This window comes from Roseibium sp. AS2, assembly GCF_038900065.1.
GTDB lineage: Bacteria > Pseudomonadota > Alphaproteobacteria > Rhizobiales > Stappiaceae > Roseibium.
Map to the genome: position 1 here is coordinate 256,190 of NZ_JBBMQN010000007.1, position 20,186 is coordinate 276,375.

Genomic DNA, 20,186 nt, shown 5'->3' on the forward strand with positions numbered 1-20,186 from the left:
TTTTCTGAATTCGACTTGTCAGCCTGGTGCAACATGACCTTCCTGCCCGATACCGCAACACTTGCCGCCTTCACTGTCGCAGCCCTCGTTCTGGCAATCACGCCGGGACCGGACATGACGCTTTTCATGTCGAAGACCCTGACACACGGACGCGCCGCCGGTTTCGCGGCAGTGCTTGGCGCAGCGGTCGGTCTCGTCATTCACACGGTTCTGGCCGCTTTGGGGGTCTCCGCGCTCCTGTCCGCGTCGGCATTCGCTTTCCTGCTGCTCAAGATTGTCGGTGCGGGTTATCTGATCTGGCTTGCCTATCAGACCATACGATACGGATCGAAAGTCTCGATCAAGACGGTCGCAACGCGGCAACAATCGCTCGGCCGGGTCTGGCTGGAGGCTCTTGGCGTCAACATTCTCAACCCGAAGATCGTGCTCTTTTTCGTGACGTTCCTGCCGCAATTCGTGCGTGTCGATGACCCCGACGCGGTCGGGAAACTGATGTTCCTGGGGTTCTATTTCGTGTTTCTGGGCGTTCCCATCTGCGTCCTGATGGTTTTTGGCGCCAACGCTTTCGCCCGTTTCCTGAAGACTTCGCCCAGGGTCATGCGCCTGTTCGACTGGGCCTTCGCAGGGATCATGGGAGCCTTTGCCCTGAAACTTCTGGTGGCCAGGGCCAACAGCTGAGACGGCCCCTCTGCATACGCCTGCACCTTGGCCGGTGACGAATTGGACTTGCACGGACCGGGCATCACTGCTCACTTTCGGACAGGAAATCACGGGAGACGACCCAATGACCACGCCACTGTTTCGCGATGACGCCTATCTTCGTAGCTGTGAAGCCGAGGTAACGGGTATCAACAGTCGCGGCGACATCGTGCTGGACAGGACCGTTTTCTATGCCACGGGTGGCGGACAACCCGGCGACAGCGGCGTGCTCGAACTTGACGACGGTAGAAAAACTGAAATTGCGACAACCGTCTATGACGACGACAGAACAACGATTGTCCACGTGCCGGCCGCCGACCAGCCCGCGCCGGAGGCAGGCACCCGTGTCACCATTCATCTGGACTGGGCCCGCCGCTACCGGCTGATGCGGATGCACACGGCCCTGCATCTCCTGTCGGTCGCCCTGCCCTTTCCTGTCACAGGCGGCCAGATCGGCGATCCGGAAGGACGGCTTGATTTCGACATGGGCGACGAGACCATCGACAAGGACAGCCTTGTGGAAAGCCTCAATCAGCTTGCCTCCGGCGACCACGAAATCACCACGGAATGGATCACCGACGCCGAACTCGATGCCAATCCAGGCCTCGTCAAGACCATGTCGGTGCAGCCGCCACGCGGATCGGGGCGCGTGCGGCTGGTGAGAATCGGCGGCGACATCGACCTGCAGCCGTGTGGGGGGACCCATGTGACGCGAACGTCGGAGATCGGCGCGCTTGCCCTGGGAAAAATCGAGAAGAAGGGCAAGCAGAACAGACGCGTTCGCATTCGCCTGACGGACTGACGCCGCTATTGGAGAGGCCTGCCATGAAACTTTCAGGAAGCTGTCATTGCGGTGCGGTGACTTTCGAGATGGAGAGCAAAACACCGTATCCGTACATGCGCTGTTACTGCTCGATCTGCAGGAAGGTCGGTGGCAGCTCGGGCCACGCAATCAATCTGATGGCCGAAGCGGGCAGTTTGAAAGTTCAGGGAGCGCAGGCCAAGGGGATCTACAACGCGGTCATCGACGGCACACCCAGCCCGGCTGAACGCCATTTCTGCAGAACCTGCGGATCTCATCTGTGGGTGTGGGATCCGCGTTGGCCGGATCTTGTCCACCCGCATGCCGGATCGCTCGACACCCCCTTGCCAAGACCGCCGGAGACGGTCCATATCATGCTGGCTTTCAAACCTGACTGGATCGACGTACCGGAGGGACCCGGTCACGTTCATTTCCAGGAATATCCGGACCTGTCGATCGAAGACTGGCACAGGTCCAAGGGCCTTTACGAGACTTAAGGAAACAGCATGACCGACCACCCGCTCGTGTCGACCCAATGGCTGGCCGATCATCTGACGTCTCCCGATCTGGTGGTCATCAATGCCTGGATGCCACCGGTGACCCATCCAGACGCCCCTCCGGTCTATCCGGAAGCCCATATTCCGGGCTCGGTATTCTTCGACGTCAACGAGATTTGTGACAAGGGCTCCGACCTGCCGCACATGCTTCCCGCGCCGCATGTGTTCTCCTCCGCCATGCGCAAGCTCGGTATCGGCGATGGTCAGACCCTCGTGGTTTACGACGATTTCGGTTTCTATTCCGCTCCGCGGGTCTGGTGGACGCTGCGCACCATGGGCGCGGAACGTGTCTATGTGCTCGACGGCGGCTTCCCCAAATGGCGGGCAGAAGGCAGGCCGTTTGACGACGACACGCCCCGCAGGGTCCAGAGTCATTTCTCGTCCCGTCTCAACCACGGTGCCGTGGCCGATCTTGCAGATGTCCGCGAAGCCGCTTCCTCCGGAGCACGTCAAATTCTGGATGCGCGGTCCGTGGCACGGTTCACCGGCGACGCGCCGGAACCGAGGGCCGGGCTTCAAAGCGGTCACATGCCAACGGCGCGCAATCTGCCATTCACGAAACTGCTCGGCGAAGATGGCACCTTTTTGCAAAAAGAGGACCTCGCCGCTGCTTTCCGGGACGCAGGGCTGGACCTTGACAGACCGGTCACCACCACCTGCGGCTCCGGTGTCACCGCCGCGATACTGACGCTCGGCCTGACGGCTCTCGGCGTCCGGGACCTTGCCCTTTACGACGGCTCCTGGGCCGAATGGGGAAGCCGCGACGACACGAAGGTCGTCACGGGACCGGCCTGACCGTCCGTGTGACCGCCGCATTCCGGACGCGCGCGCGCAACCGGCATCAGGGCGCCGCGTGCAGATCCAGAGACCAGGCGAGACTGAATGGCAATGGCGTCCAGGCTCCGGTGGTCAGACCGGCAATCCTCAGCATATGCGCCGTCCACGTATTGCAGCCGGCCAGGGCATTGAATCCGCCATTGGCGGGGAAGAAGAGATCATGATCCCCATAGGCCGCGCCGGCTATCCGGCGCGGGATACCGGCGTTCCCTGGCTGGAAACTTGATCTGATCCCTGACAGCAGCCTGCCAAAGTCCGGCGGCGCCAGGTCCACAGCGCGGACGTTCGAAAGCGAGACCGGGATATCTCCCGACCGCCGGACGTGCATCACCGAACGATCCCATGTCAGCGCATCGATCACGGGACCCGGCTTGAGGTCTGCCCAGGTCGGGGTTTCCAAGTAGAAGGACCGCCCGCCCCAACCGAAGACAATCCAGGAAACACCGGGATAATCGAGTGGCAGGCCTTCACCTGAAACGAACGCGAAAGCCTCCAGAACATCCGGATCGGCAGGCACCGCGATGCCAGTGTGGATGGCATTGGCAAGAACGAGAATACGCCGTCGCGGAGCCTCCGACCGAGACATCGGCCCGGCTCCGGCGTCCGGAATAGCAATGGCCCTTGGAACCACCGTTCCAAGGGCCATTGCGACGACAAGGACCAATGCTGCCAGGGCAAGTCCAAGAAGGACCTTTCTGACAACAACGGTCATTTCATCCGGTCCGGCTCAGTGATGCAGGATCTGGCTGAGGAAGAGTTTGGTCCGCTCGTGTTGCGGGTTGGTGAAGAACTCTTCCGGCTCGTTCTGCTCGACAATCTGGCCGGCGTCCATGAAGATCACGCGGTTCGCGACCTTGCGTGCAAAACCCATCTCGTGAGTCACGCAAAGCATGGTCATGCCCTCTTCCGCAAGGCCGACCATGACGTCCAGAACTTCCTTGATCATTTCCGGATCAAGTGCCGAGGTCGGCTCGTCGAACAGCATGATCTTCGGGCTCATGCACAAGGACCGTGCGATCGCGACACGCTGCTGCTGGCCACCGGAAAGCTGCCCCGGATATTTCAGCGCCTGTTCCGGGATCTTGACCCGCTCCAGATAATGCATCGCAATATCCTCGGCTTCCTTTTTCGGCATCTTGCGCACCCAGATCGGCGCCAGCGTGCAGTTTTCCAGGATTGTCAGATGCGGGAACAGGTTGAAGTGCTGAAAGCACATGCCGACTTCCCGGCGGATCTCGTCGATCTTCTTCAGGTCGTCCGTCAGCTCGATGCCGTCCACCATGATCTGGCCGGCCTGATGCTCTTCCAGCCGGTTTATGCAGCGGATCATGGTCGATTTGCCCGACCCGGAGGGGCCGCAGATAACGATCCTTTCGCCGCGCATCACCTTGAGGTTGATGTCGCGAAGAACATGAAAATCACCATACCACTTGTTCATGTTGTTGATTTCAATGGCCACATCCGTATCGGAAACCGTCATTTTCGAACGGTCGGCTGCGAGTTCCTCGTCACGTACTGCGTTTGCTGTCATGAATTCTACTCCAAGAGTGTCTCGGGCCGGGGCGCAGCGCTGGTTCGCGCGCCCCGGATGCAAGTTGTCTAGCGTTTGTGTCCGGTATGCAGCTTGTTCTCCATGAAGATGGAGTAGCGCGACATGCCGAAACAGAAGACGAAGAACACTATCGCCGCGAACAGATAACCGGTGTGGCCGGTGCTGGGCGTCGACCAGGTCGGATCAGTGAAGGACGACTGGATCTGGCCAAGAAGGTCGAACATGCCGACGATCAGGACCAGGGTCGTGTCCTTGAACAGACCGATGAAGGTGTTGACGATGCCCGGGATGACCAGCTTGAGCGCCTGCGGCAGGACAATGAGATACATCATCGGCCAGAACCGCAGTCCAAGTGCCATGGCCCCTTCATACTGCCCCTTCGGGATCGCCTGCAGGCCCCCGCGCACCACTTCCGCCATATAGGCTGCGGAGAACAGGGTCACCCCGATCAAGACGCGCAGCAGCTTGTCGAAAGTCACGCCCTCCGGCAGGAACAGCGGCAGCATCACCGAGGACATGAACAGCACGGTGATCAGCGGCACACCGCGCCAGAACTCGATGAAGATGATCGAGACCATCTTGATGATCGGCATTTTCGACCGACGCCCAAGCGCGAGTGCAATCCCGAGCGGCAATGAGGCAACGATGCCCGTCACCGCAATCACCAGTGTCACCAGAAGCCCCCCCCATTGGGCGGTCTCCACTTCGACAAGGCCGAAATCAATCGATGCAGCCAGGAAGATGATGGCCAGGACCGCTGCCGAGCCGACAAACGCGGTCAGGACCGGCACCGTATCATTGAAGCTGCGTCCGCCGATCAGCATCAGCAGCAGTGCCGCAGCCACGCCAGCCAGAGCAATCAGAGCAATCACGAGCCATGTCCAGAAACCGATCTCGAAATCGCCGCCGGTCAACAGGATCAGCGCCACAAACGGGAACACGCCCAGAAAGAGGATCGCGTTGATCTTCTTGAACGGGACATTCGGAATGGCAAGCGGGACCAGCAACACAGCGAACAGGAAATAGACGATGTTGACCCGCCAGACCTCCTCCGTGGGATACCGCCCGTAGATGAATTGAGGGAAATAGGCCTTCACATAAGCCCAGCAGGCACCGCTGTGACCGCCGTCCTTTGCCAGACACGCTTCCCGGTTCTCCCCTGACCAGACCGCGTCGACAAACGCGAACTGAATGAAGGGCGCGATGAGCAGATAGGCGATCAGGATCCCGATGAATGTCAGGACGGTGTTGCCGATGGAGGAAAACAGGTTCTGCCGCATCCAGCCGATCACACCGGTGGTCGAGATCGGCGCCGGCAAGAGCGGCGCCTCCTCGGTCCTGATCTGAAACATTTCAGTTTTGTTCATGATGTGCGCTCCTTACCGTTCCACGAGCGCCATGCGCTGGTTGTACCAGTTCATGAAGGCCGACGTCAGCAGACTGAGCGACAGGTAGACCGCCATCCAGATGCCGATGATCTCGATTGCCTGACCGGTCTGGTTCAGGACGGTACCACCCATGGACACAAGATCCGGATAGGCGATGGCAACCGCAAGGGACGAGTTCTTGGTGAGGTTCAGATACTGACTCGTCAGCGGCGGAATGATCACACGCATTGCCTGCGGAATGACAACCAGGCGAAGCGTCGGGCCACTCCGAAGGCCGAGCGCGTGCGCGGCTTCCGTCTGACCGTGGCTAACAGCCTGAATGCCCGCCCGCACGATCTCGGCAATGAACGAGGCCGTATAGATCGACAAAGCCGCCGTCAGCGCCAGAAATTCGGGGATCACATTGATGCCGACGTTCAACTCGAAACCCTGGCGCAGGATCGGGCCGGTTTCGACAAAGTTCGGATGCTCGATGACGACGGGCATTCCGGTGACGAGATAGGTGATTACCGGAAGGCCGATGATCAGGCCCAGAGCAGTCCAGAACGTGGGAAACTGCTGACCGGTGGCGTCCTGGCGCTTGTGCGCCCAGCGGGAGACCGCGATCGTAAGCACAATTCCGATGATCAACGCGTAGCCGATCCATTGGGAACCGGGTTCCCAGATCGGTTTCGGCAACCGCAATCCACCAATATTCAGGTGGACCGTGTCGAACAGGGACCATTTGTCCCGCTTGCCGGGAATGGACCGCAGGACCGCGAAGTACCAGAAGAAGATCTGCAGCAGCAGTGGAACGTTGCGGACAAGTTCCACGTAGCAGTAGGCGATGCGATTGACGACCCAGTTGTTCGAGAGCCGCGCAACGCCGACCACGAAACCGATAATCGTCGCAAAAAAGATACCGACTCCAGCCACCAGAAGGGTGTTCAGGAAGCCGACGAATATCGCCCGACCATAAGTCGAATTTTCAGCATATTCCACCAACGACTGGTTGGTGCCAAATCCTGCTGTATTTCCAAGAAAGCCCCAACCCGAGGCAATGCTCTGTCGTTCAAGGTTGTTGATCGTGTTCGAAACGATGAAATACCCAAAGAACACCAGCGCGGCGATCAGGATGACCTGATAAAACAGCCCGCGGGCTTTGGGATCGTTCAACAGCGAAGCACGCGCCGGCGCCCCCGCCGAGTCCTGCTCCATTACTGACATAGAACCTCGCCCAAGTTGCCATGAAGAAGACCGGCTTCACGCCGTGTCCCGATCATGTCTGTCCTGCATCCCCATCGTGCCGTCAACGGCACGCCCCTGTCGGCGGACGCAGTCTGTTCCCCCACGCGCTTGCGGACTGTCCGTCCGATTTATTATGCGTGGAATTTATTGAGGGTTCCGGCAGTCACCCGCCGGAACCCCTGCAATCCTCAATATCGCAAGAGGATCAGCGTACCGGCGGAGCGTACATGAAGCCGCCGTTGCTCCACAGCGCGTTCACGCCGCGGGAGATGCCGAGCGGAGTGTCCGGACCAACGTTGGCATTGAAGGACTCTTCGTAGTTGCCGACGTTCTTGACGATGCTGTAAGCCCAGTCGTTGGACAGACCGATGGCTTCACCGAATGCGCCTTCGACGCCCAGAAGGCGCTTGATGGACGGATTGTCGGAAGACTTCATGTCGTCAACATTTTCGGAAGACACGCCGAGCTCTTCAGCGTTGAGCATCGCGTTGAGGGTCCACTTGGCAATGTTGAACCATTCGTCGTCGCCCTGGCGAACAACCGGTCCAAGCGGCTCCTTGGAGATGATTTCCGGCAGAACCTTGTGGTCGCCCGGGTTGGTCAGCTTCAGGCGCTGCGCGTACAGACCGGAGGCATCCGTCGTGTAGACATCGCACCGGCCGGCATCATAGGCCGCGACGACTTCGTCGGCTTTTTCGAAAGCGACGATTTCATACGGCATGTTGTTCGCACGGAAGTAGTCAGCGACGTTCAGCTCGGTTGTGGTACCGGTGTTCGTGCAGACGGAGGCGCCGGAAAGTTCCAGAGCGGAATTCACGCCCAGGTCCTTGCGGACCATGAAGCCCTGACCGTCATAGTAGTTCACGCCAGCGAAGTTCAGGCCGAGCTGTGTGTCGCGGGACATGGTCCAGGTGGTGTTGCGGGACAGAACGTCGACTTCGCCGGATTGCAGCGCGGTGAAGCGCTCCTTGGCGGACAGCGGCGTGAATTTCACGGCAGTCGCGTCGCCGAACACGGCAGACGCCATCGCACGACAGAGGTCAACGTCGAGACCGGTCCAATTTCCCTGGGCATCCGGATTGGAAAAGCCCGGCAGACCCTGGCTCACGCCACACTGAACGAAGCCTTTGGCCTTGACGTCTTCCAGCGTCGTTGCACCGGCAGCCGTCGTCGCGGCGACTCCCATAGCAGCGCCGATTACGAGCGGAAGGATTTTTTTCGACATGGATATGCAGCCTTTATTTGTTACCCATACTTCTTATTGCCAGGTCTGTTCGAAAGACATCTTCCCCATCTCGTTTCCGGACGGTTCCCAGCCTTGAAAGCTGTTTCCTCCAGATGTCGATCGTCCCAACCCTGCCCACACATACGATGGCATTTGACTGTGCGGGTCAAGTACTTGCTGCGTCTATCGCGCCAAAATTCCTGAGCCGCTCACCAATTGCCGCCCTGATTGATGCACAAATAGCGAACATGTCCAGAATTGCGACACATGTTGACTAATTCTCGATCAGATCGAGATTCCGGATCGCAACTGCGTACCCATCGGTGCATTCACAGCAGGCGGCAACGCGCGAAATCTTCCTCACAGCTTACCGATGCCAGACAATCTTCAGCCTTCGCCGTTCACGCGAGGTCTTCGCAGGCGCAACCCGGTCGCCGGCCCGTCCCGTGATCGTTGCATCGAGCCGTTTCGAACGCCGCCAAAATCACAAAGCGACCACATGGGTTGAAGAAAACCGACAATCCGATATCGTGATCTAATGCATTGAATTCAAACATTAAAGAAGAGCCGGAAATGCCCGGACACTCAAGAAGGACAAAATGAGCAAGGATTCCTCCCTGTCGCAAAAGAGTCTAGACACGATCCTGGCCCATGCGGGTCGCGATCCCCTCACCTTTCATGGCTTTGTCAATCCACCCGTCGTGCACGCCTCCACCGTGCTTTTTCCCGATGTGCAGACGATGCTGACGGCCGGCCAGCAATATACCTATGCACGGCGCGGCAACCCGACAACCGACGCCCTGGAAGGCGCCTTGATGGAAATCGAGGGCGCGGCCGGTGTCAAAATCGCGAATTCCGGCCTCAACGCGATTGCCCTCGCGGTCTTGTCCTGTGTCAAATCGGGTGATCACTTTCTTGTCGCCGACACGTCCTATGGACCGACCAGGCACTTCGCCGACACGGTCCTGCCCGGTCTCGGCGTGAGTGTGGAGTATTACGACCCCGGCCTGGGCGCCGGCATCAAGGCGCTGTTCAGGCCCGAAACCACAGCGGTCTTCACCGAGGCACCCGGTTCGCTCACGTTCGAAATGCAGGACGTTCCGGCCATCGCCGCTGCCGCCCACGACATCGATGCCATGGTGCTGATGGACAATACATGGGCAAGTCCGCTTTATTGCCAGCCACTGTCCCTCGGCGTTGATCTCTCAATTCAGGCCGGCACCAAATACATTGTCGGGCATTCGGACGTCATGCTTGGAACGATCGCGGCCAGCGAACGGGCCTGGAAAGGGCTCGACAGCTTCCACGGCGCCATGGGCTGTCATGTCGCTCCGGACGACATCTATCTGGCGCTGCGCGGCCTCAGAACCCTCTCGGTCCGGCTCGAGCGCCATAAGCGCAACACGCTGAGCGTTCTCGACTGGCTCAAGGACCTGCCTCAAGTCAGTGCGATCCGGTATCCGGCCCTTGAAACAGACCCTGGCCACGCCCTCTGGAAGCGCGATTTTTCCGGGAGTTCCGGCCTGTGTGCGTTTGATTTCGCCGACGGCACCACCCGAGACCAGGCCTTCGCCTTTCTCGATGCGCTTAATCTGTTCGGGCTGGGTTATTCCTGGGGCGGCTTTGAAAGCCTGGCCATACCCGTCCGCCTGAAAGGCATGCGCACGGCGTCCCCGTTCGATCCCGACCGGCAATCCGTGCGGCTTCATATCGGCCTGGAAGACCCCGAAGACCTGATCGGCGATCTCGACCAGGCCCTGACGAATGCATTCGGCTGAGGAGGTCCCTGGGAGCGGCCCGGTCAGATGGTCGGGTCGTTCCGCTTTTCCTTGAAGATCAGCCAGATGTTCCGGAAATAGATCAGGAGGCCGAGTCCCTGCCCGGCGATGAAGACCGGATCCTGGCGCTGAACAGCGTAGATCAGGAGCAGCGAACCACCGCCGATGGAGAAGAACCAGAACGCGACCGGAACGATGGAACGGCCGACCCGTTCGGAGGCGATCCACTGGATCATGAAGCGCATCATGAAGAAGAACTGGGCAACGAACCCCAGAATGATCCAGAAATCGAATTGCTCGACAAAGACGGCGTGAAACCAGTTCAGAAGTGCGTCCATGAGGCGGATCCAGTCAGTTTCGTCGGGCGGTAAGCCCCGTTATTCGGTCTCGTTCCGCAGGAACAGTCAGGTGAGCGGTCGGACCTGCGGAGTTTTCTTGCGGCGGCGGCGCAGCCACCAAACTCCGAACAGATCCAGAATTCCAATCAGCGCGCGATCGAAGATGCCGTATTTGGACGTGCCGTGGCGGCGCTGGCGGTCCTGGACGTCGATATGGGTCACGCCGTAGCCCTCCCGGATCACCAGGGCCGGAAGAAACCGGTGCCAGCTGTCGAAATACGGCAACTGGAGGAAGACCTCGCGGCGCAGAGCCTTCAGGCCGCAGCCGCTGTCCCGGGTCCGGTCCCTCAGGAGGGCGCCCCGCAACTTGTTGGCGGCCTTCGAGGCATAGCGTTTGGCCAGGCTTGCCTTGCGCCCGAGGCGCTGCCCGGCGGCCAGGGCAACCGCTGGTCCCGCAGCCTCCAGGGCATCGAGCAGATCCGGGATATAGGCCGGATTGTTTTCCCCGTCACCATCGATCGTGGCAACGACATCCCCGCGCGCATTCTGCAGCCCGGTGCGCACGGCACAGCTCTGACCGCAGGATCCTTCGTGCCGGATCGGCCGCAGCCAGTCATGGGTCGCCGCATAGTCCTGAAGCACGATGTCGGTTCCGTCAGTGGAGCCGTCATCGACCACGATCACCTCGAAACGCCGGCCTGTCAGGGCCACCTCGATCTCGTCCAGAAGGATCGGCAGATTTTCCGCCTCGTCCTTCGCCGGGACGACAACCGTGACGGCAAGGCTGCCACTGCCGGCAGCCAGCCCTTCCAGAAAGCTTTGTGTCATGGGTCCGTCCGTTCTGCGACATCAGCGCTGTTGGCGTCCATCACGACCCGGTCGGCGCCGCGCTGTCCGCGGCTCACTTGCCAGGCCGCACGCAGACAGGCCATCGCCGAGCGCCGGTTCAAATTGGGTTCGATCTTGCCGGTGGAAGACAGGTGAAAGCCGATCCGGCGCCGTGCCATGGCCCGGACCGTGAAAAACGTGAAGGTCATGCCCAGCAGCGTGCCTGCAATGACATCACTTGGATAATGCGCACCGACCATGACCCGGCTGAAAGCCAGCCAGAAGGCTCCGACAACGATCAGCCAGCGGTAAGCGGGAAAGATGAAAGCCAGCGCGGTTGCAAGCGCGGCGACCGTGGTCGAGTGGCCGGACGGAAAACTGGTGTAAGTGCCGTCGAAGGCCAGGAAATCGAACCGGACGGGTCCGACTTCTTCATAAAGCTTCGGACGGGCCCGGCCGAGCGACCATTTGAACGCGATAGCCAGGAGACCCGTTGCCGCAACCGAGTAGAAAATGAAAGCCGCGTAGGTGAACAACGCGCCGATGGCCATGCGCAGCCTGAATGTGTAGCGGCCCGCGTCCAGCGCCAGCAGGCCCAGACAGGTGACACCGCTGGAGATCAGGATCCAGTCCGCCTTGCCGAAATCGGTGAAGGTCCGGAAGGCCGACCGGTATTCGCCCGGAAGCGACCGCAGCCATGGATAGGTCGGCACATCGAACGCGACCACCGCGATCCCGACGGTCAGCAGGAGGACGGCGAGGATATCCTGCGGCCTCTGTCCCGGTGGCAGGGTGTCCCGGTTCTGCCGTGCCCGCTCCCTGCGCCCGGAAAACAAAATGGCAGCGCGCCGCATGTTCCCGCGCATGCGCGCCAGAATATGCCAGACATATTTACTGCTGCTCTGCATGGTGGTCTTGTGTACCCGTAAGCGGACTTGCTTTCTGATATAGCGCGATATCGACCTTGTCGCCGCCGTTTATATTGAGGCCCTCTACCCTTTTTCGCGCCTCCGGCACAAGACCAATTTCCTTCGCGGCTGCTAAAAACGCCGCTTCTTCCCGGCTTTCTATCGCCGCGATCCGGCAGGTTGCCGGGTCCGCGCCGGCTGGCTCGCTCAAGAATTCGGCCGCGCCCTTCGGTGATATGATGCGCGTGTCGGTGCCTTCCAGGAAAATGAAACTCGGCTCATGGAAACCTGCCGTGACCACCTGCCGGGACCCCTGGCCCGCACAGCCCGGAATTTCGTCAAGGGCCGCGACCAGGCGCGGGCTCACCCAGACAGGCGTGAGCGCGGGGCCGACAAATCCCCAGATACCAACGGCAAGACAGATTGCCGACAGGGTCACGGCGGGCATTGCATAAAGCGCAGGCCCGCGCAAAAGACGCCCGGCAGCGGCGATCGCGAGAACGCCGGCAAGAGAGACGATGACGACACCCGGAGGCGACGGCCAGGTCTGCAGGGCAAACGGTCCCCCGAAAGCGGCGACCGCCAGACCCAGGGCGGGCAGCGCCAGCAAGATGGCAGCGATCCAGCGCAAGGTGGCCCTTGTACCCGTGCCCGCTCCCTCGATCATCGCCGCGGCAACCGGCAGCGCCAGCGCAGGCAGCAGCGGCATGGTGTAATGGGGCAGTTTGGTCGCCACGAGTTCAAAAACGATCCAGCTCGGAAAGAACCAGGCGGCAGAAAAAACGACAAGCGGGCTTTTTCGCTCGCGCCAGATCAGCGGCAGTGCGATCAGAAAGAACGACGGCAGCGGCCAGAAAACCCCGAGCATCGCCCCCAGATGCGTGAGCGGCGGCGCGCCGTGGCCTTCCTGACCCTGACCGACCTTGCCGAACAGGTCCCTACCGATCGCCTCGGTGAAGAAGGTGCCGTCGGTCGCGATCCAGATCGCGACGAACCACGGCGAGATGATGATCAGGAACCAGGCGAAGCCGAGCAGGGGCGACGCGGCCCTGAACCAGGAAAACTTGCGCGTCAGGGCAAACAGACCGACGACCGTGAGCCCGACCACCATCGGTCCGACCGGCCCCTTGATCAGGACACTGGCGGCCAGCGCCGTCCAGAAGACGAATCCCGTTGCCCACATGCGTCTGTCGGAAGCTTTCAGCCAGATCCGCGCCAGTGCGGCTTGCGCGACGATGATTGACGCAAGCAGAACAGCATCGGTCTTTGCCAGGCGCGCCTCGACGCCGACAATGATCGCCAGAGCGACGAACCCGCCGACAAGCAGGGCCCCCGCTGGACCCATGAACGCGCGCGCCAGCCAGAACGATGCCAGCACGCTCAGCGTCGCACCAATGATGGACGGCAGGCGGTACACCCAAAGCGGCGCTTCCGCGCCTGTCCCGGTGAGTTTCGCAGCGGCGGCCTGCAGCCAGTATATGCCCACAGGTTTCTTGTGCCGGGCCTGTTCCTGGAAACGGATGTCGACGTAGTCGCCCGTTTCCAGCATCTGTTTGGTGGCCTGGGTGAAACGGGGCTCATCGCGGTCCAGCGGCGGCACGGTCCACTGACCGGGCGCGAACAGGACCAGCGACAGCAGGAGCAGCAGAAACGGTGCGGTTATATCGTGACCGAAAATGTGCAGCCAGACCGGCTTGCGCGGTCGTTCGACCGCCGGCTCAGGATCGGGCGGCACCGGTGTGGTCCCTCCGTCCTGTTTTCCAGCCGTCCGGTCCTTTGCCGGGTGTTTCTCGCCGTCGTTCTTGTCCACCATCGATTCTCGCGTTCAGTGACTGCATCCGGGAAGGATTGGACCGCCTGCCCCGTTCCCTGAAGGCTTCTCCTACATGAGCTTTTCAAAAAGGGAAACAAGTGCTTGCCCTGTCGCCTTGCTGGGCTATCGTCCGGGGCATTGAATCATCAGTCGGGACTCGTGGATTATCAATGACATTGATCGCGCATATGACGGACCTGCATTTGCGCCCGAGAGGGCTCGCCTGCTATCGCATTTCGGACACGAACATGCTTGCGGAGCGGGCCATCCGGTCGCTGAGGTCTCTTGAAACGGTTCCGGACGCCCTCGTCATCACCGGCGACCTTACCGACCGCAGCGACCCGCGGGAATACGCGGTAGCCAGACGCCTTCTGTCCCGACTGGACATGCCGGTCTACCTTCTTCCCGGCAATCACGACGGGACAGCCGACATGCGCCGCGAGATGGCGGGTTTTCCGGGCCTGACGGAGACCGCGGACGGCAAGATCTGCTATGCGGTGAACATTGGCACCGTGCGCCTGATCGCGCTCGACACGCACTTGCCCGGCAGTCCTTGCGGGGAACTCGGACAGGCGCAACTTGCCTGGCTTGACGGAAAACTGCGAGAGGACCGGCGCCCCACCCTGATCGCCCTGCACCACCCTCCCGCGCTCTCGGGTATCCAGCACATGGACGCCATAGGCCTCACCGATGCCGAGGCACTTGCGGACGTCGTCTCCCCGCATGCCCATGTCGAAAGATTTTTGTGCGGACATCTGCACAGGCCGATCATCGCCGCCTTTGCCGGCCGGATCATGACGCTGGCCCCCAGCACCGGGCACCAGGTCGCACTTGATCTGACGGAAGACGGGCCGGCCATGTTCAACTTTGAGCCGGCGGCCTATTTTCTGCACCACCATTCGGACCGGACAGGCGTGGTGACCCATATGACTTATGTGGAAGATTTCCCCGGACCCTACAATTTCTTCTCCGACGAAGGCGTCGTCTGGCCGGGAGACGAAACCTGATGAAGCCGGCCACCGGTTTACACGGCAGACGCGCCGCGATTGCGCTGTTTCTGATGGGCGTGGCCTTGTCTGCATGCAGTGTCGTGCCCGGCGGCGGCGAACTCGAGGACAGAACCGTTCTGACCGACCAGCCGGTCGACAAGGCGCAGATGCTGTCGATGATCAACAACGACCGCGAGAGACATGGCCTCCCGGCGCTTCGCCACGACAGCGAACTGGATGCGGTGTCCCAGAAGATGGCGCGGCACATTGCCGAGCGTGACAGCATGGAGACCTGGGCGCACAGCGCATTCGGGCTTTCCCAACGTCTCGACAAGGCAGGCTACGCCAACTCCGCGGCCGCGGAAAACCTCGGGGCCGGATACGCGGATCTTGCGGCGGCGTTCGCCGGCTGGCGCGGGTCCGAGGGGCACAACAAGAACCTGCTCAATCCGCATGTGACCCGGGTGGGCATCGCCCGGACCAACCGCAATACCGGAAAGTGGCGGAATTTCTGGGTCATGACGCTGGCCCGGCCCCACGCAGACGGACGTCCACGTCTTCGCTGAAGACGCCAATCGGAAAAAAATGGCGGGGTACGTCCCCGCCAGAAGTTTCTTCCAGAGATTGGATGACCCAGTCGTCATCCGGACGCCCTGCATCTAAAACTTGAATTCAGGAGTCATGTTTTATTAACCGGCCATTTTCCGGCTGTCAAACCACCATGTCCGGGAAGTGTCTGGTGCGGAACTCCAATGTGCTGACGCGCTGTCTGCCCGCCTATCTGGTCGCCTGCAGTCAGGGGTGCCAGAGATTGGAAACACTCAGGGGCCGGTCGAGACGCGACCCAAACCTGATTGCCCGCTGGCCCTAGAACGGAAACGGTCGCGCGGCGAAGTCCTGTTCCGATGCGGGGCTGGCGCGCAGTCCGCGATCGACCACCCCCTGGAACAGCCGCCGCCGCCCGAACCGGGGCTCCCAGGCGCACAGGTCCGGTGAGAGCAGCTTGATGCAAGGGATGCCCAGGTCCGGGCGCGTGGCGTCGAATTCCCAGATTTCGATATGCGCATCGGCACAACTCTGCAGGAGATCCGCGTAACTGTATGTATCCGTCAGAAAACTGTCGCGCGCTGTCGGTGCTGTCTTCAAAGGCAGGTCGTCAAGAATCGAACTGTGGCGCGCATAGGCCAGCTGGCGCGGTTCCTGGCTCCTGCCATCTGTAGCCGTCCCCTTGTCGGGGTAGGCCCTGTCCATCAGGGCAAGTGAATTTTCCGACTGCAGCATCTCTTCAATTGCACTCGTGCAAGCCGAGGGAAGATCCCAGCCCGCGGAAGATCCAAAGGCACATCCACGTCCTCCGGGGTCAAAGGACACCGCCATTGCAACCTGAACCGCCAGATCGGTTTCGAGCACATAGACACCCCAACCACGCGACTGCTCATTCAGAAAAATATAAAGTTCACTCGGCAGTAATTTTTGAAGATGGGTCTTGACGATCCGGTTTATCCCCAGGCGGTTGTACCACATCTGAGCCACCGCATCCCGCTCCGCAAGCTCAAGCAACGCACGCTCCCGCGCGCCTTCCAGGGACGGCCAGACCGCGCAGCCGGTACTGGATGCGAGCCCAGATAACGGGCCTACGGTCTGCTCAGCGCCCTGAAACAGAACACCGAAACTTGGCAACTGTGAGACCTGACCGGTGATCAGACTGCGCAAGGGGACGTACCCGGCGGAGGATGCCGACGACCCGGGATCCGAAACCGGCCCCTCCCTGGCAGACACACTCGCGCCGCAGGCAGCAGCCATCTCTTGCGTCGCGCTCAATCCCAGAAGACCGGCCAAATCCACTTCCGGTTGCTCCACCCATCTGGAAACCGTCCGCGGATCTTCGGGACCCAGACTACAAAGGCTTACCCGTTCCGCCATCTCGCCAAGACAACTTATGGCTGCATCTGCTCTCCGCATTCCCTGCCCACCGGCAGGAATTCCCCGGCCCATAGCCCCCCGGGCTGCCGCCGTTGACTCACTCATTTTCAGGATGCCGGTGCAGAACCAGACCGGGCAGCCAGGCCGCGACATCGGCCTGAGCCTGACGTCGAAATGCGTCAGGAGCGGTGAAAACAGGTTCAAGGCTTCCTCGTACTTGAATGTCTCCAGCCGGGAAGCGCCCGCGCCGGCGGTCACCAGACCGACACGGACAAGGTCCGCAATCACGCCTTCGGCAAGCCCCTTGAGCGCGTTTTCCGAGCCGGGCACAGCCTGCCCCTTGTTCCCGACCAGCATCATTGAAACCCCTTCCACAGCAGCGATCTGGCGCCGTTACTCACCCAGCAATTGCATCCATCGCAGATTGTCGGAACTACTATTGTGAGTAGACGCCAATTCATTCTACATTCTGCTTCGAAGCAGTCACAAAGTAACAATAGACTAGTGAAGATAATTTTTTACTAACGCTTCGCCCGATTCAGAATTGCCCGGTGACCATCCAAGTTCCTGGCAGATATTCTTTTAACAACAACTTCAGGAGGCTTATCATGAACGCCATCAACACATCGAAAACCGAACTCGAAATCGGAGCAAAACTTGGCGCAATCATCCAGGATGCCGCTGCCCGCGATCAGCTGATCGAGAACCCGACTGAAGTTCTGGCAGAAATCGGCGTACAGAGCAATCTGACGATCCTGGCCGACACCGCCGACACGGTCCACCTGGTCATCCCGGCCGAAGTCGATGCAGCACGCATTGCCGCCAATGACGAAAGCTACTTCGAAGAGCTCGGAATGCTGGCACTCGGCAACTGCTTCTATGAAGACCTGCCGAAATAAAATTTCGCCACAAAATTTTCATTCACCCGGACTTCATCCTCACGGGGAAGTTCGGGTTGAAGGATGGAGGTGATCGATATGGCCAGGTTTCCATATTACAAAAGCAACATGAAAGACCTTGGAAAGCTGATCGCAAAAGCAGCTCTCGATGAAGACCTTCGAAAAACTTTCGCAAAAGACCCTTCAGCTCTGCTTGAGGAAATCGGCCTGCCGCAGCAGTCTACAAAATTGCTCACTTTCAAGGTCGTCGATCAGAAAAGCGTGCCCAATGCGGTAGCTCTTCCGTATCGGCTGAATCAAAAAAAGCTCAGCAACGGCGACGAAACCTACCTGAGCGAACTTTCCAGGGCCTTCTCGTTAAACTGATCCCGAACCGTCGAACAGGAACCTCTGCACAAGGGCGGCGCCTTTGTCGAAGTCATGTCGAACCTTTTCATCTTGGAAGAAGTTTATTTTCAGTCGCCAATTGTGTGGATCATTCGCCATTTCCGGTGAATGTTTCAACAACGACGCGCGATGTTCCCCAAAGCGATTTAACGTCTGGAGCGCTTCTTCTTCACGTCCGGCGCACACCAACGCGGCAACACGAGTCGTAAGGCCACTGATACCAACTCCGGCTCCACGCTCGATCTGTTTGATCGCGCTTTCATAATCTTCGGCAGCAAAATAGATATTCGCCAGATACTCGTAAAAAACACGCGGAACAAACGCGAAGAGCGAGAATGCTCTTTGTGCTGTTGCGCGCGCTTCGTTGACATCGCCAGAAAACGCCAGCCCTTCCGCAACCGACATCAAGTTCGCCGGATCTGCTGAACTCAGACGTCCGGCATTGTGAAAGGCGCGCTTTGCTTCTTCCGGCATGTTGGACAAGATCAGTGCCCAGCCATACACACGTTGATTCACAGCCTGCCAAGGATCCAGCATTATTGATTTTTCAGCTAGGTTGAGCAGATTGTTCTCGCCTTCGCTGATCGTTCTGTCCAGCAGTGGAAAATGCAGTTCCTGCTTCATGATGATCGATGCTTTCCCTGCATAGGTCATGGAGAACGACCCGTGCGTCCGCTCCAGATCATCAAGCAAGCGCATGGCTTTTTCATCGGACTGTTTGGTAAAGTCCCACAAGAGTGCTTCGGCCTGGCACCAACGCGCAAAAACAGCTGTATTCGAGGGATTTCTGAGCCTAGCGGTTGCGTGCATATGGATCCGGCTCACTATCTGGCTGGCTACCGGAGTAATGCCTTCCCAAAGTGAAAAATCGACGATCTCGTTGAAAACGATCTGACCGTTGCTTCGATCCTCAAACTGGATCACGATCTTGCCGGACCGTTCATCATGCCGGAATCGAAGCAGGTAGCTACCCAGTTCCTGCCCTTCTACGAGGGTTGGTTTCGGTGCGTTCTCGTCACCGAAGTATTGCGACTCGTAAAGATCAAACGACCTGAATGAAGACAGGCCGGAGACCACCTCTTCCCTCAGGTGCACGGCATCGCCCAGGCCTTTTTTTGACAGCGACGTCGACAGGATCGATATTTCCGGGAGGCGGACGACATCCTCGTTGTTGGGAAGAAAACCCCTGATGGGCTTCACGTCCCCGGTGTCCTGCAGGCCCTCGTGGCGGGCTGAAGCCGCGTCGTCCCGCTGCAGAAGATTTTTGGTCTCCTCCTCCGGCTCGGCATCCAGGTGCAACCGCATTTCGCGTTCACATGTCCGCAGTTGCTGCTCGGCCCGTTCGCGCTGGCCCAGTTTGAGATACAGCCGGATCAACACCCGATGCGCCGACTCGAACGCCGGATCCATCTTGAGGAGAAAGCGTCCGCCGGCCTCCACCTTCGCGCCTTCGTCGTCGACGGAGATCTCGTTGAGGTGCCGAAACGCCGCACTGGCCACTTCCGAGCGGACCCGTTCCCGTTCCACCGTCAGCCAGTCGGAGAATTCCGGATCTATGTCATCATATCCGCTCATGAATTCGCCGCGCCACAGCTCTTCCGCCTCGCGGAAGTCGGACGCGTTGCCGCGGTTCACCAATTCCAGAACCCGGGTCAGATCGGAAAAGAACAGGGCCTGATCGAGCTGAACGTGACCTGGAGAGGAGCGAACGACATCGATGCCGGCAGTTTCTTCGGCCGTCTTGAGCTGGCGAAGGGCCTGACGCAGCGACTGCATCGCCTTGTGTCTGTCCGTGCTGCTCCACAGCAGATCGGCCAGCGCTTCCCTTGGCGACGTCAGGCCGCCCATGCGGCCAAGATACCCCATGATCGCCAGCGCCTTGCGGGTTTTTACCGCGACGGGATCCTGGTCCTTATCGAGGAGCAAAGGCCGTCCCAGACATGCGAAGCAGGACGCGATTGCCATCAATTCCCCGTTTTTGAATTCTAGGTTTTCGGATCCGTGATTGCGCAACTGCGAATATCGCGCAACCGGAA

Annotated in this window: 20 protein-coding genes; 9 read left to right on the plus strand and 11 right to left on the minus strand. The window is 59.8% G+C overall.

What is annotated here, in order from left to right:
- Window positions 1-33: 33 nt before the first annotated feature.
- From WNZ15_RS20685 to sseA, 4 genes are all read left to right on the plus strand, one after another.
- A complete protein-coding gene (locus WNZ15_RS20685; RefSeq protein ID WP_342894998.1) occupies window positions 34-678 on the plus strand; it encodes a LysE family translocator in 645 nt (214 codons plus the stop codon).
- Window positions 679-784: 106 nt separating this feature from the next.
- The gene (locus WNZ15_RS20690) at window positions 785-1,501 is read left to right on the plus strand and encodes an alanyl-tRNA editing protein (protein ID WP_342894916.1); all 717 of its coding nucleotides are present in this window, start codon (window positions 785-787) and stop codon (window positions 1,499-1,501) included.
- Window positions 1,502-1,524: 23 nt separating this feature from the next.
- A complete protein-coding gene (locus WNZ15_RS20695; RefSeq protein ID WP_342894917.1) occupies window positions 1,525-1,998 on the plus strand; it encodes a GFA family protein in 474 nt (157 codons plus the stop codon).
- Between the two features lie 9 nt (window positions 1,999-2,007).
- Window positions 2,008-2,853, plus strand: a complete 846-nt coding sequence (sseA, locus tag WNZ15_RS20700; RefSeq protein WP_342894918.1) for a 3-mercaptopyruvate sulfurtransferase — start codon at window positions 2,008-2,010, stop codon at window positions 2,851-2,853.
- Between the two features lie 46 nt (window positions 2,854-2,899).
- On the opposite strand, the gene WNZ15_RS20705 is transcribed toward sseA, so the two are convergent.
- From WNZ15_RS20705 to WNZ15_RS20725, 5 genes are all read right to left on the minus strand, one after another.
- Window positions 2,900-3,607, minus strand: coding sequence for a TIGR02117 family protein (locus WNZ15_RS20705; RefSeq protein ID WP_342894919.1), 708 nt, complete (start codon window positions 3,605-3,607; stop codon window positions 2,900-2,902).
- A gap of 15 nt (window positions 3,608-3,622) precedes the next feature.
- Window positions 3,623-4,426 (minus strand): amino acid ABC transporter ATP-binding protein, encoded by an 804-nt coding sequence (locus WNZ15_RS20710; protein WP_342894920.1) that lies wholly within the window; start codon window positions 4,424-4,426, stop codon window positions 3,623-3,625.
- A 68-nt stretch (window positions 4,427-4,494) separates the two neighbouring features.
- Entirely contained in the window at window positions 4,495-5,814 is a 1,320-nt protein-coding gene (locus tag WNZ15_RS20715; RefSeq protein WP_342894921.1) for an amino acid ABC transporter permease, read from the minus strand.
- A 12-nt stretch (window positions 5,815-5,826) separates the two neighbouring features.
- Window positions 5,827-7,041: an amino acid ABC transporter permease gene (locus tag WNZ15_RS20720; RefSeq protein ID WP_342894922.1), complete on the minus strand. Its 1,215-nt coding sequence runs from the start codon at window positions 7,039-7,041 to the stop codon at window positions 5,827-5,829.
- Window positions 7,042-7,267: 226 nt separating this feature from the next.
- Window positions 7,268-8,287 (minus strand): amino acid ABC transporter substrate-binding protein, encoded by a 1,020-nt coding sequence (locus tag WNZ15_RS20725; RefSeq protein WP_342894923.1) that lies wholly within the window; start codon window positions 8,285-8,287, stop codon window positions 7,268-7,270.
- 599 nt (window positions 8,288-8,886) lie between these two features.
- On the opposite strand from WNZ15_RS20725, the gene metC reads away from it, so the two are divergent.
- Window positions 8,887-10,065: a cystathionine beta-lyase gene (metC, locus tag WNZ15_RS20730; RefSeq protein WP_342894924.1), complete on the plus strand. Its 1,179-nt coding sequence runs from the start codon at window positions 8,887-8,889 to the stop codon at window positions 10,063-10,065.
- Window positions 10,066-10,088: 23 nt separating this feature from the next.
- Here metC and WNZ15_RS20735 read toward each other — a convergent pair whose 3' ends face one another.
- The 4 genes from WNZ15_RS20735 to WNZ15_RS20750 form a co-directional block, all read right to left on the minus strand.
- Window positions 10,089-10,403 carry a lipid-A-disaccharide synthase N-terminal domain-containing protein gene (locus WNZ15_RS20735; RefSeq protein WP_342894925.1) on the minus strand — a complete coding sequence of 105 codons (315 nt, stop codon included), beginning with the start codon at window positions 10,401-10,403 and terminating at the stop codon, window positions 10,089-10,091.
- 66 nt (window positions 10,404-10,469) lie between these two features.
- On the minus strand, window positions 10,470-11,231 hold the full coding sequence (locus WNZ15_RS20740) for a glycosyltransferase family 2 protein (RefSeq protein WP_342894926.1): 762 nt from the start codon (window positions 11,229-11,231) through the stop codon (window positions 10,470-10,472).
- Window positions 11,228-12,139, minus strand: a complete 912-nt coding sequence (locus tag WNZ15_RS20745; RefSeq protein ID WP_342894927.1) for a phosphatase PAP2 family protein — start codon at window positions 12,137-12,139, stop codon at window positions 11,228-11,230. Before WNZ15_RS20745 ends, WNZ15_RS20740 begins: the two co-directional genes overlap by 4 nt.
- Window positions 12,123-13,952 carry a glycosyltransferase family 39 protein gene (locus WNZ15_RS20750; RefSeq protein WP_342894928.1) on the minus strand — a complete coding sequence of 610 codons (1,830 nt, stop codon included), beginning with the start codon at window positions 13,950-13,952 and terminating at the stop codon, window positions 12,123-12,125. Before WNZ15_RS20750 ends, WNZ15_RS20745 begins: the two co-directional genes overlap by 17 nt.
- Window positions 13,953-14,122: 170 nt before the next feature.
- On the opposite strand from WNZ15_RS20750, the gene WNZ15_RS20755 reads away from it, so the two are divergent.
- Complete coding sequence (locus WNZ15_RS20755; RefSeq protein WP_342894929.1) at window positions 14,123-14,959, plus strand: phosphodiesterase; 837 nt, start codon at window positions 14,123-14,125, stop codon at window positions 14,957-14,959.
- Window positions 14,959-15,507 (plus strand): CAP domain-containing protein, encoded by a 549-nt coding sequence (locus tag WNZ15_RS20760; RefSeq protein ID WP_342894930.1) that lies wholly within the window; start codon window positions 14,959-14,961, stop codon window positions 15,505-15,507. The genes WNZ15_RS20755 and WNZ15_RS20760 overlap by 1 nt, the downstream gene beginning before the upstream one ends.
- Window positions 15,508-15,808: 301 nt before the next feature.
- Here WNZ15_RS20760 and WNZ15_RS20765 read toward each other — a convergent pair whose 3' ends face one another.
- Complete coding sequence (locus tag WNZ15_RS20765; RefSeq protein WP_342894931.1) at window positions 15,809-17,224, minus strand: YcaO-like family protein; 1,416 nt, start codon at window positions 17,222-17,224, stop codon at window positions 15,809-15,811.
- Window positions 17,225-17,472: 248 nt separating this feature from the next.
- Here WNZ15_RS20765 and WNZ15_RS20770 point away from each other — a divergent pair, with 248 nt between their 5' ends.
- Window positions 17,473-17,763: a hypothetical protein gene (locus WNZ15_RS20770; RefSeq protein ID WP_342894932.1), complete on the plus strand. Its 291-nt coding sequence runs from the start codon at window positions 17,473-17,475 to the stop codon at window positions 17,761-17,763.
- A 63-nt stretch (window positions 17,764-17,826) separates the two neighbouring features.
- Window positions 17,827-18,129: a hypothetical protein gene (locus WNZ15_RS20775; RefSeq protein WP_342894933.1), complete on the plus strand. Its 303-nt coding sequence runs from the start codon at window positions 17,827-17,829 to the stop codon at window positions 18,127-18,129.
- Here WNZ15_RS20775 and WNZ15_RS20780 read toward each other — a convergent pair.
- Window positions 18,121-20,076 (minus strand): BTAD domain-containing putative transcriptional regulator, encoded by a 1,956-nt coding sequence (locus WNZ15_RS20780; protein WP_342894934.1) that lies wholly within the window; start codon window positions 20,074-20,076, stop codon window positions 18,121-18,123. The genes WNZ15_RS20775 and WNZ15_RS20780 overlap by 9 nt on opposite strands.
- Between the last annotated feature and the right edge of the window lie 110 nt (window positions 20,077-20,186).

What these genes read in the sequence shown, in the direction of transcription:
- WNZ15_RS20695 (WP_342894917.1), top strand. Translation starts at nt 1,525, where the DNA reads ATGAAACTTTCAGGAAGCTGTCATTGCGGTGCGGTGACTTTCGAGATG.
- WNZ15_RS20725 (WP_342894923.1), bottom strand. Translation starts at nt 8,287, where the DNA reads ATGTCGAAAAAAATCCTTCCGCTCGTAATCGGCGCTGCTATGGGAGTC.
- WNZ15_RS20775 (WP_342894933.1), top strand. Translation starts at nt 17,827, where the DNA reads ATGGAGGTGATCGATATGGCCAGGTTTCCATATTACAAAAGCAACATG.
- WNZ15_RS20705 (WP_342894919.1), bottom strand. Translation starts at nt 3,607, where the DNA reads ATGACCGTTGTTGTCAGAAAGGTCCTTCTTGGACTTGCCCTGGCAGCA.
- sseA (WP_342894918.1), top strand. Translation starts at nt 2,008, where the DNA reads ATGACCGACCACCCGCTCGTGTCGACCCAATGGCTGGCCGATCATCTG.
- WNZ15_RS20770 (WP_342894932.1), top strand. Translation starts at nt 17,473, where the DNA reads ATGAACGCCATCAACACATCGAAAACCGAACTCGAAATCGGAGCAAAA.
- WNZ15_RS20710 (WP_342894920.1), bottom strand. Translation starts at nt 4,426, where the DNA reads ATGACAGCAAACGCAGTACGTGACGAGGAACTCGCAGCCGACCGTTCG.
- WNZ15_RS20745 (WP_342894927.1), bottom strand. Translation starts at nt 12,139, where the DNA reads ATGCAGAGCAGCAGTAAATATGTCTGGCATATTCTGGCGCGCATGCGC.
- WNZ15_RS20735 (WP_342894925.1), bottom strand. Translation starts at nt 10,403, where the DNA reads ATGGACGCACTTCTGAACTGGTTTCACGCCGTCTTTGTCGAGCAATTC.
- WNZ15_RS20765 (WP_342894931.1), bottom strand. Translation starts at nt 17,224, where the DNA reads ATGATGCTGGTCGGGAACAAGGGGCAGGCTGTGCCCGGCTCGGAAAAC.
- WNZ15_RS20720 (WP_342894922.1), bottom strand. Translation starts at nt 7,041, where the DNA reads ATGTCAGTAATGGAGCAGGACTCGGCGGGGGCGCCGGCGCGTGCTTCG.
- metC (WP_342894924.1), top strand. Translation starts at nt 8,887, where the DNA reads ATGAGCAAGGATTCCTCCCTGTCGCAAAAGAGTCTAGACACGATCCTG.
- WNZ15_RS20740 (WP_342894926.1), bottom strand. Translation starts at nt 11,231, where the DNA reads ATGACACAAAGCTTTCTGGAAGGGCTGGCTGCCGGCAGTGGCAGCCTT.
- WNZ15_RS20760 (WP_342894930.1), top strand. Translation starts at nt 14,959, where the DNA reads ATGAAGCCGGCCACCGGTTTACACGGCAGACGCGCCGCGATTGCGCTG.
- WNZ15_RS20685 (WP_342894998.1), top strand. Translation starts at nt 34, where the DNA reads ATGACCTTCCTGCCCGATACCGCAACACTTGCCGCCTTCACTGTCGCA.
- WNZ15_RS20750 (WP_342894928.1), bottom strand. Translation starts at nt 13,952, where the DNA reads ATGGTGGACAAGAACGACGGCGAGAAACACCCGGCAAAGGACCGGACG.
- WNZ15_RS20755 (WP_342894929.1), top strand. Translation starts at nt 14,123, where the DNA reads ATGACATTGATCGCGCATATGACGGACCTGCATTTGCGCCCGAGAGGG.
- WNZ15_RS20690 (WP_342894916.1), top strand. Translation starts at nt 785, where the DNA reads ATGACCACGCCACTGTTTCGCGATGACGCCTATCTTCGTAGCTGTGAA.
- WNZ15_RS20715 (WP_342894921.1), bottom strand. Translation starts at nt 5,814, where the DNA reads ATGAACAAAACTGAAATGTTTCAGATCAGGACCGAGGAGGCGCCGCTC.